The 7,427-nt window shown below is 70.6% G+C and carries 8 protein-coding genes and 1 rRNA gene; 4 read left to right on the top strand and 5 right to left on the bottom strand.

The window, feature by feature from the left end:
- Positions 1-144 precede the first annotated feature (144 nt).
- A 5S ribosomal RNA gene (gene rrf, locus H0487_RS10885) occupies positions 145-261 on the top strand.
- A 74-nt stretch (positions 262-335) separates the two neighbouring features.
- Positions 336-1,331: a tetratricopeptide repeat protein gene (locus H0487_RS10880; RefSeq protein ID WP_183094254.1), complete on the top strand. Its 996-nt coding sequence runs from the start codon at positions 336-338 to the stop codon at positions 1,329-1,331.
- 47 nt (positions 1,332-1,378) lie between these two features.
- Here H0487_RS10880 and H0487_RS10875 read toward each other — a convergent pair whose 3' ends face one another.
- Positions 1,379-2,101 (bottom strand): hypothetical protein, encoded by a 723-nt coding sequence (locus tag H0487_RS10875; protein WP_183094253.1) that lies wholly within the window; start codon positions 2,099-2,101, stop codon positions 1,379-1,381.
- Between the two features lie 56 nt (positions 2,102-2,157).
- Here H0487_RS10875 and H0487_RS10870 point away from each other — a divergent pair, with 56 nt between their 5' ends.
- On the top strand, positions 2,158-3,066 hold the full coding sequence (locus H0487_RS10870; RefSeq protein ID WP_183094252.1) for an alpha/beta fold hydrolase: 909 nt from the start codon (positions 2,158-2,160) through the stop codon (positions 3,064-3,066).
- A gap of 168 nt (positions 3,067-3,234) precedes the next feature.
- Complete coding sequence (locus H0487_RS10865; protein WP_446685563.1) at positions 3,235-3,747, top strand: DUF3145 domain-containing protein; 513 nt, start codon at positions 3,235-3,237, stop codon at positions 3,745-3,747.
- Between the two features lie 85 nt (positions 3,748-3,832).
- Here the strand turns inward: H0487_RS10865 and H0487_RS10860 are convergent, their stop codons facing one another.
- The 4 genes from H0487_RS10860 to H0487_RS23365 all read right to left on the bottom strand — a co-directional run.
- Complete coding sequence (locus H0487_RS10860; protein WP_183094250.1) at positions 3,833-5,281, bottom strand: acyl-CoA carboxylase subunit beta; 1,449 nt, start codon at positions 5,279-5,281, stop codon at positions 3,833-3,835.
- Entirely contained in the window at positions 5,281-6,549 is a 1,269-nt protein-coding gene (locus tag H0487_RS10855; RefSeq protein WP_183094249.1) for a beta-ketoacyl-[acyl-carrier-protein] synthase family protein, read from the bottom strand. The genes H0487_RS10860 and H0487_RS10855 overlap by 1 nt, the downstream gene beginning before the upstream one ends.
- 33 nt (positions 6,550-6,582) lie before the next feature.
- A complete protein-coding gene (locus H0487_RS10850) occupies positions 6,583-6,831 on the bottom strand; it encodes an acyl carrier protein (protein WP_183094248.1) in 249 nt (82 codons plus the stop codon).
- Positions 6,832-6,889: 58 nt separating this feature from the next.
- The coding region (locus tag H0487_RS23365; protein ID WP_281370667.1) for a 3-oxoacyl-[acyl-carrier-protein] synthase III C-terminal domain-containing protein at positions 6,890-7,427 on the bottom strand (538 nt) is incomplete at its 5' end.

The following is a 7,427-nucleotide window of genomic DNA, read 5'->3' as shown; positions in this document are numbered from 1 at the left end:
ACTTGCCACACAAACCCCCAACACAACCAACAAACCACTGGTTTGACGTTTGTGTGCTGGGTTTCAGCGTAAACACACTACAAATCGCGTCCACGATCCAACCCCCACCCACACACGTGGGCCACAAAGAGGGGTTCATAGAGTTACGGCGGCCATAGCGACAGGGAAACACCCGGCTCCATACCGAACCCGGAAGTTAAGCCTGTCAGCGCCGATGGTACTGCAACCGCGAGGATGTGGGAGAGTAGGACGCCGCCGGACATTCTTTAGTAGAGGCCACCCTCGGGTGGCCTCTACTCTATTTACAACACCTTCCCATCTGAAGAGAGGTCGTCGTGGCAGAGCAACGACGGAGCAAGCCAGGTGCGTCCGGCAACGGACGCGCCGGCGGGCAGCGACGCACGGGCGCCGCGCCCGGCGGGCGCGGTCAGGCCCCCCGCAGCGGGCGCGGCACCGGTGACGAGAAGCGGCGCGACAGCCGCTCCGGCGAGGACAAGCGTCGTGGTCCCGGTGACGACAAGCGTCGCGACAGCCGTTCCGGCGGCGAGCGGCGCCCGAGCGGCGACCGCCGACCCGACCGTGCGAAGTCCGGCCCTCCGGGCAAGGACCGGGAGAAGATGGCACCCGAGGAACGGACGGCCGCTCAACAGATCTATGACGGCCCGCCATTGCCGGAGGACATCACCGGCAAGGAGCTCGCCGCGGACGTCCGGGCGCAGCTGAAGAGCCTGCCGGAGAAGCTCGCTCAGCGGGTGGCGCGGCACCTCGCCGCTGCTGGCGCGCTCATCGACGACGAGCCCGAGATCGCCTATCAGCACACGCTGGCTGCCCGCAGCCGTGCGCCGCGTCTCGCGGTCGTGCGTGAAGCGGCGGGGGAGTCGGCCTATGCGGCCGGCCGCTATGCGGAGGCCCTGGCCGAGCTGAGGGCTGCGAAGCGAATGAACGGCGCGACGGCCTACCTGCCGATCATGGCCGACTGCCACCGCGCCCTCGGCAACGCCAAGCGTGCGATCGAGCTCGCCAAGAGCCCGTCGGTGGCGAAGTTCGCTGCCGAGGCGAAGGCCGAGATGACCATCGTCGAAGCCGGTGCCCGACGCGACCTCGGCCAGCTCGACGCCGCGCTACGGACGCTCGAGCTGTCGCCGATCAACAGCAAGAGCCGCGAGTCGTGGGTCGTGCGACTGCGCTACGCCTACGCCGACACCCTGGAGGCCGCCGGCCGGGAGCGCGACGCGCTGAGCTGGTTCCACCGGACCAACGCCATCGACGCCGACGAGGTCACCGACGCCGCCGATCGCGCCGAGGCCCTCGAGAAGCGCCTCCCCGACTGAGTCGGGCGCCGGGAGAACGGCCCAGACAACGGGCCTGGAAGAACGGACTAGAAGAACGACCCGGGTGACGTCTCGTCGCTCGGGTCGTTCTCGTCGGTGCCCCCGGGCTGGTCGCCGCTGGTGTCGTTCGTCTTGTCGTCCTTCTTGTCGTCCTTCTGCTCGCCCGGTTCCGACTGCTCGGGTCGCTCGGTCGTCGTGTCCGCGTCCGGCTCGGGGACCTCGACGTCGGCTGGGTCGTGCGCCGCGAAGTCGAGGGTGACGCCCGCGATCCCGGCTTCCTTCGTGGCCATCCGTACGCCCTCCCGGAACGCGATCGCGATCCGGCCGATCTCGACGACCGTCGGCTCGGCGGCGGAGACCCGGAGGATGATCGAGTCGCCTGCGGTGAACTCGAAGTCCGTTGCCTCACGGAGGTCGGAGCAGAACATGCTCGCGTCCGTCGTCACGCTGAACGACCCGCCGCTGCACACGAGGGGCTCGACGCTGACCTCACCATCGGACCCGACGTCCACCTGGACCTCGGAGACCTGGAGCGTGCGCTCGAAGCCGTCGCCCACGGCGAGCATGCTGATGTACTTGTCCTGGCCCACGACCCCTCGGTCGTCGACGCGCTGGGACGAGATCGGCAGGTCGTTCGGGGTGCGGACGAACCACACGGCCCAACCCACGGCGAGGGCGACGGCAGCGAGGATCGCCAAGTAGCGCCGCCACTTGGAGCGCTTGGCGCGTCGAGGCCGCTTTCGCGACACCTCAAGGGAGCTGGACACCATGGTCGAACCTTAGGACACCGACACCTCCGCCCACGCCCGCGTGTCACACTCGCGGCATGTTGCACCGCGAACAGCCACCGCGCCCGGTCCTCGAGGGCAATGTCGCCGTCCGGGAAGGACGCCGTCTGAGCTTCGCCGAGTACGGCGCCCACACCGGTCCGGCGCTGGTCTGGATGCACGGCACGCCCGGTGGTCGTCGGCAGATCCCGCTCGACGCGCGGGCATACGCCGTCGAGCACGGCTTGCGCATCATCGGGGTGGACCGACCGGGGATCGGCTCCTCGACGCCCTACCTCTATGAGAACGTCCTGGACTGGACGGGCGACCTCGAGCTGCTGCTCGACGCCCTCGGCATCGACGAGGTCCGGGTCATCGGCCTGTCGGGCGGCGGCCCCTACGCGCTCGCTGCCGGCGCCGGCCTACCGGACCGGGTCCGCGGAGTCGGGGTCCTGGGTGGCGTGGCGCCGACGCAGGGTGACGACGCGGTCGACGGCGGCATCATCCAGCTCGCCGTTCGGCTGGCGCCGGTACTGACCGCGGCGCGGATCCCGCTCGGCGCCGCCCTCACCACCGGCATCCGGGTCGTGAAGCCACTCGCCGGGGCAGGCCTCGACCTCTATCGCGTCCTGCAGCCCGAGGGGGACAAGAACCTGCTCGAGCGCCCGGAGTTCAAGGCGATGTTCCTCGACGACCTGCTGAACGGCAGCCGCTTCCAGACCTCGGCGCCGCTCGCCGACCTCGTGCTCTTCACCCGGGAGTGGGGTTTCGCCCTGTCTGACGTGCAGGTCCCCGTGCGCTGGTGGCACGGCGACGCCGACCACATCGTGCCGTTCCGGCACGGCCAGCACGTCGTGGACCGGCTGCCCGACGCGACGATGTCGGTCATCGACGGCGAGAGCCACCTCGGCGGTCTGGGCATCGCGGCCCGTGTCCTCGACGAGCTGATGACCCTGGACCGCGTGTGACGCTGCCGACTCGACCGAAAGGGTGGCCTTCAGGCGTCTCATGGGCCACAATGGGTGTCATAACAACACAGGTGTCACTTCGATCGCTCACGATCTGATGACCTCCGAGAAGAGACCGCTGGGGAAGGCGTATCTCGCGCCGGAGGGAAAGTCAGACCGAGGAGTTTCGTGGTGACCACAAGCAACAGTGCAACCAGGGGCGTCTTCTACGTCCACTCTGCGCCGTCCGCGTTGTGCCCTCACGTCGAGTGGGCAGTGGGCGGCGTACTTGGCGCGCCCGTGAACCCCAACTGGACGCCTCAGCCTGCGCAGTCGGGCACCTACCGCTGCGAGTTCTCCTGGAGTGGCAAGGCCGGGTCCGCCGCCGCGATCGCCTCGGCGCTGCGCGGCTGGCTGCACCTGCGTTTCGAGGTGACCGAGGAGCCGACGAGCGCCACCGAGGGTGCGCGCTTCTCGTCGACCCCCGACCTCGGCGTCTTCCACGCGGTCACCGGCATCCACGGCGACATCATGATCCCTGAGGACCGGCTCAAGGCCGCGGTCGTCCGAGCCGCGCTCGGCGAGACGACGCTCGAGAACGAGGTCGACAAGCTGCTCGGCAAGCCGTGGGACGACGAGCTCGAGACCTTCCGGTACGCCGGTGACGGTGCGCCGGTCCGCTGGCTGCACCAGGTGGTCTAAGTCGAATCAGGACCTTCCTGAGCCGAGTCGGGACTTGTCTGACGACAAGTCCCGACTCGGCTCAGGAAGGTCCTGATTCGACCCGTCAGAGCGGGATGTTGCCGTGGGCGCCGCGGCGTACGCCGTCGGCCTGCACCGCGTCGACGATGGCGCGCGCGATCGCGGTCCGGGTGACCGACGGTGCGACGACCTCGTCGACCACGCCGATCTCCACCGCCTTGTCGACGCCCCCGGCGATCCGCTCGTGCTCGGCTGCCAGCTCGGCCTCGACGCGCGGGCGCAGGTCCGCGGAGACCTCGGCGAGCTTGCGCCGGTGCAGGATCCGCACGGCAGCGACCGCGCCCATCACGGCGACCTCGGCGCCCGGCCAGGCGAAGACCTTCGTCGCACCGATCGAGCGGGAGTTCATCGCGATGTAGGCGCCGCCATAGGTCTTGCGGGTCACCAGCGTCACGCGGGGGACGACGCACTCGCCGAAGGCGTGGAGGAGCTTGGCGCCACGTCGTACGACGCCGTCCCACTCCTGGCCGACACCCGGCAGGTAGCCCGGGACGTCGACGACCACGACGAGCGGCACGCCGAACGCGTCGCACATCCGCACGAACCGCGCGGCCTTCTCCGCGGACAGGGAGTCGAGACAGCCGCCGAGCCGCAACGGGTTGTTGGCGACCACGCCGACGGTGCGGCCGCCGAGGCGGCCGAGCGCGGTGACGATGTTGGGAGCCCAGCGCGCGTGCAGCTCGAGCATCGTGCCGTCGTCGAGCAGGCCGTCGACGAGCGGGTGCACGTCGTAGGCACGCTTGACGTTCTCGGGCAGGTGGTGCTCGAGGTCGCTGTCCTCGACGGAGCCGAGGTGGAGCGAGCCCTGGGCGCCGAGCAGGCTGGCGATGGTGCGGGCACTGCCGAGGGCCTCCGCCTCGGACTCGGTGACCACGTGCACGACGCCCGAGCGCCGGCCGTGCGGCTCCGGGCCGCCGAGGCGCAGCATGTCGACGTCCTCGCCGGTCACGGAGCGGACCACCTCGGGACCGGTCACGAAGATCCGGCCCTCGGGGCCGAGGATGACGATGTCGGTGAGCGCGGGACCGTAGGCGGCGCCGCCCGCGGCGGGGCCGAGCACCACCGAGATCTGCGGGATGACGCCGGACGCCTGGGTCATGACCTGGAAGATCCGGCCGACCGCGTGCAGCGAGAGCACCCCCTCGGCGAGGCGCGCGCCGCCGGAGTGCCACAGGCCGATGATCGGGACCCGCTCGGAGAGCGCGCGGTGGTAGGCGTCGACGACGACCCGGCAACCCTCGTCACCCATCGCGCCGCCCATGACGGTCGCGTCGGAGCAGAACGCCACCACGCGGGTGCCGTCGACCGTGCCGAGGGCGGCGAGCATGCCCGAGCCGTCGTCGGCCGACAGCAGCTCGAGCGAGCCTTCGTCGAGGAGGGCCGACAGCCGCAGGTGGGGGTTGCGCGGGTCCTCCGAGCGCGGCGGCTTCGCGGGCGTGGCCTTGGCCACTGCCTCTTCAGCAGTTGCGGTCATCAGTCCACCGATCCGAACGCGACCGCGACGTTGGCGCCGCCGAAGCCGAAGGAGTTGTTGAGGCCCACGATGTCGCCGAGCGGGAGGTCCCGTGGCTTCGTCGCGATGTCGAGCTCGACCGCAGGGTCGAGGTTGTCGAGGTTGATCGTCGGGGGCGCGAGCCGGTTCTGGATCGCGAGCACGGTCGCGACCGCCTCCAGCGCACCGGCGCCGCCGAGCAGGTGACCGGTCATCGACTTGGTGCCGCTGACCACGACGTCGCCGGCGTGGGCGCCCAGCGTGGCGTGGAGCATCAGCGCCTCGGCCACGTCGCCCTGGGGCGTGGACGTCGCATGTGCGTTGACGTGGGCGACGGACGCCGGGTCGATGTCGCCGTCGGCGAGTGCGCGGAGGATGGCGCGCGCGCCGCCCCGGCCCTGGGGGTCGGGCTGGGCGATGTCGTGGGCGTCGGCGGTGATGCCGGCGCCGAGGACCTCGGCATAGATCCGCGCACCGCGGGCCCGGGCGTGCTCGAGGGACTCCAGCACCAGGGCGCCGGCGCCCTCGCCGAGGACGAAGCCGTCGCGGGCGGTGTCCCACGGACGCGAGACGGTCGTCGGGTCGCCGGTGTTCTTGGACAGCGCCATCATGTTCGCGAACGCGGCGACGGGCAGTGGGTGGATGGCCGCCTCCGTGCCGCCCGCGAGGACGACGTCGGCGCGGCCCAGGCGGATCTGGTCGGCGGCGAGGGCGATCGCCTCGTTGCCGGAGGCGCAGGCCGACACGGGAGTGTTGACCGCGGCCCGGGCACCGATCTCGAGGCTGATGGTCGCGGCCGGGGCGTTGGCCATCAGCATCGGTACGGCGAGGGGGGAGACGCGGCGCGGTCCCTTGGCGAGCATCGCGTCGTAGTTGCTGAGCAGCGTCTGCACGCCGCCGATGCCGGACGCCATGGCGACGCCGATGCGGTCGCCGTCGAGCTCACCCGCCTGCTGCGGGACGTCGAGGCCGGAGTCGTGCCAGGCCTCGATGGCGGCGGTCAGTGCGAACTGCGAGGACCGGTCCAGGCGGCGGGCGCGGACGCGGTCGAGGACGTCGGTCGGCTCGACGGCCGCCGTACCGGCGATCCGGACCGGGAGGTCCGCGAACGCCGGGTCCTCGATCGGACGTACGCCGGACTCGCCTGCCAGCATCCGCTCCCAGGTGGTGGCGGCGTCGCCACCGAGCGGGTTGGTCGTCCCGAGTCCGGTGACGACGACGCGCGTCCTGCTCTTCGGCTGTGCGCTCATCGGTCCTCGCAGTTCGTCAGTGGTGAAAGGGGGTCACGCAGCGGCGCGGGCGCGCTCGATGTAGGAGACGGCGTCGCCCACCGTCTTCAGGTTCTTGACCTGGTCGTCGGGGATGGTGACGCCGAACTTCTCCTCGGCCTCGACGACGACCTCGACCATCGAGAGCGAGTCCACGTCGAGGTCGTCCACGAAGGACTTCTCGAGCTGGACGTCGTCGGCGTCGACGCCGGCGACCTCGTTGACGATGTCGGCGAGGGCGGCGCGGATCTCTTCGGTGCTCATCTGGTTTTCCTGTTCTCTACGGGGTGGTGGTGAGGGTGGGGGGATCGGTGTCCGAGGGCTAGGGGAGAGTGACGACCTGGGCCGCGTAGGCCAGGCCGGCGCCGAACGCGATGAGCAGGGCCACGTCGCCCGACTTCGCGTCGCCGTCACGGATCATCCGTTCGAGCGCGAGCGGCACGGAGGCCGCCGAGGTGTTGCCCGAGTCGATGACGTCGCGGGCGATCCGGACGTGGGACGGCAGCTTCATGGCGCGGGCCATCGCGTCCGTGATCCGGTTGTTGGCCTGGTGGGGGATGAAGCAGTCGAGGTCCTCGACGCTCACGCCGGCGCGGTCGAGCGCCTGGTGGGCGGTCTTGGCCATCGAGAAAGACGCCCAGCGGAAGACCTCGTTGCCCTGCATGACCAGGTGCGGCATCTCGGGAGAGTCGGACGCCATCACGTCGCGCCAGTCCTCGCGCTGCCGGATGAGGTCGTACTGCTCGCCGTCGGAGCCCCACACGACCGGGCCGATCGCCGGGGTCTCGCTCGGACCGATCACGACGGCGCCCGCGCCGTCGGCGAAGATGAACGCCGTCCCGCGATCCGTGCGGCTGGTG

Source organism: Nocardioides stalactiti, from assembly GCF_014180715.1.
Classification (GTDB): domain Bacteria; phylum Actinomycetota; class Actinomycetes; order Propionibacteriales; family Nocardioidaceae; genus Nocardioides; species Nocardioides stalactiti.
This window is presented reverse-complemented; position numbering and strand designations above follow the sequence as displayed.

What these genes read in the sequence shown, in the direction of transcription:
- H0487_RS10875 (WP_183094253.1), bottom strand. Translation starts at nt 2,101, where the DNA reads ATGGTGTCCAGCTCCCTTGAGGTGTCGCGAAAGCGGCCTCGACGCGCC.
- H0487_RS10870 (WP_183094252.1), top strand. Translation starts at nt 2,158, where the DNA reads ATGTTGCACCGCGAACAGCCACCGCGCCCGGTCCTCGAGGGCAATGTC.
- H0487_RS10860 (WP_183094250.1), bottom strand. Translation starts at nt 5,281, where the DNA reads ATGACCGCAACTGCTGAAGAGGCAGTGGCCAAGGCCACGCCCGCGAAG.
- H0487_RS10855 (WP_183094249.1), bottom strand. Translation starts at nt 6,549, where the DNA reads ATGAGCGCACAGCCGAAGAGCAGGACGCGCGTCGTCGTCACCGGACTC.
- H0487_RS10850 (WP_183094248.1), bottom strand. Translation starts at nt 6,831, where the DNA reads ATGAGCACCGAAGAGATCCGCGCCGCCCTCGCCGACATCGTCAACGAG.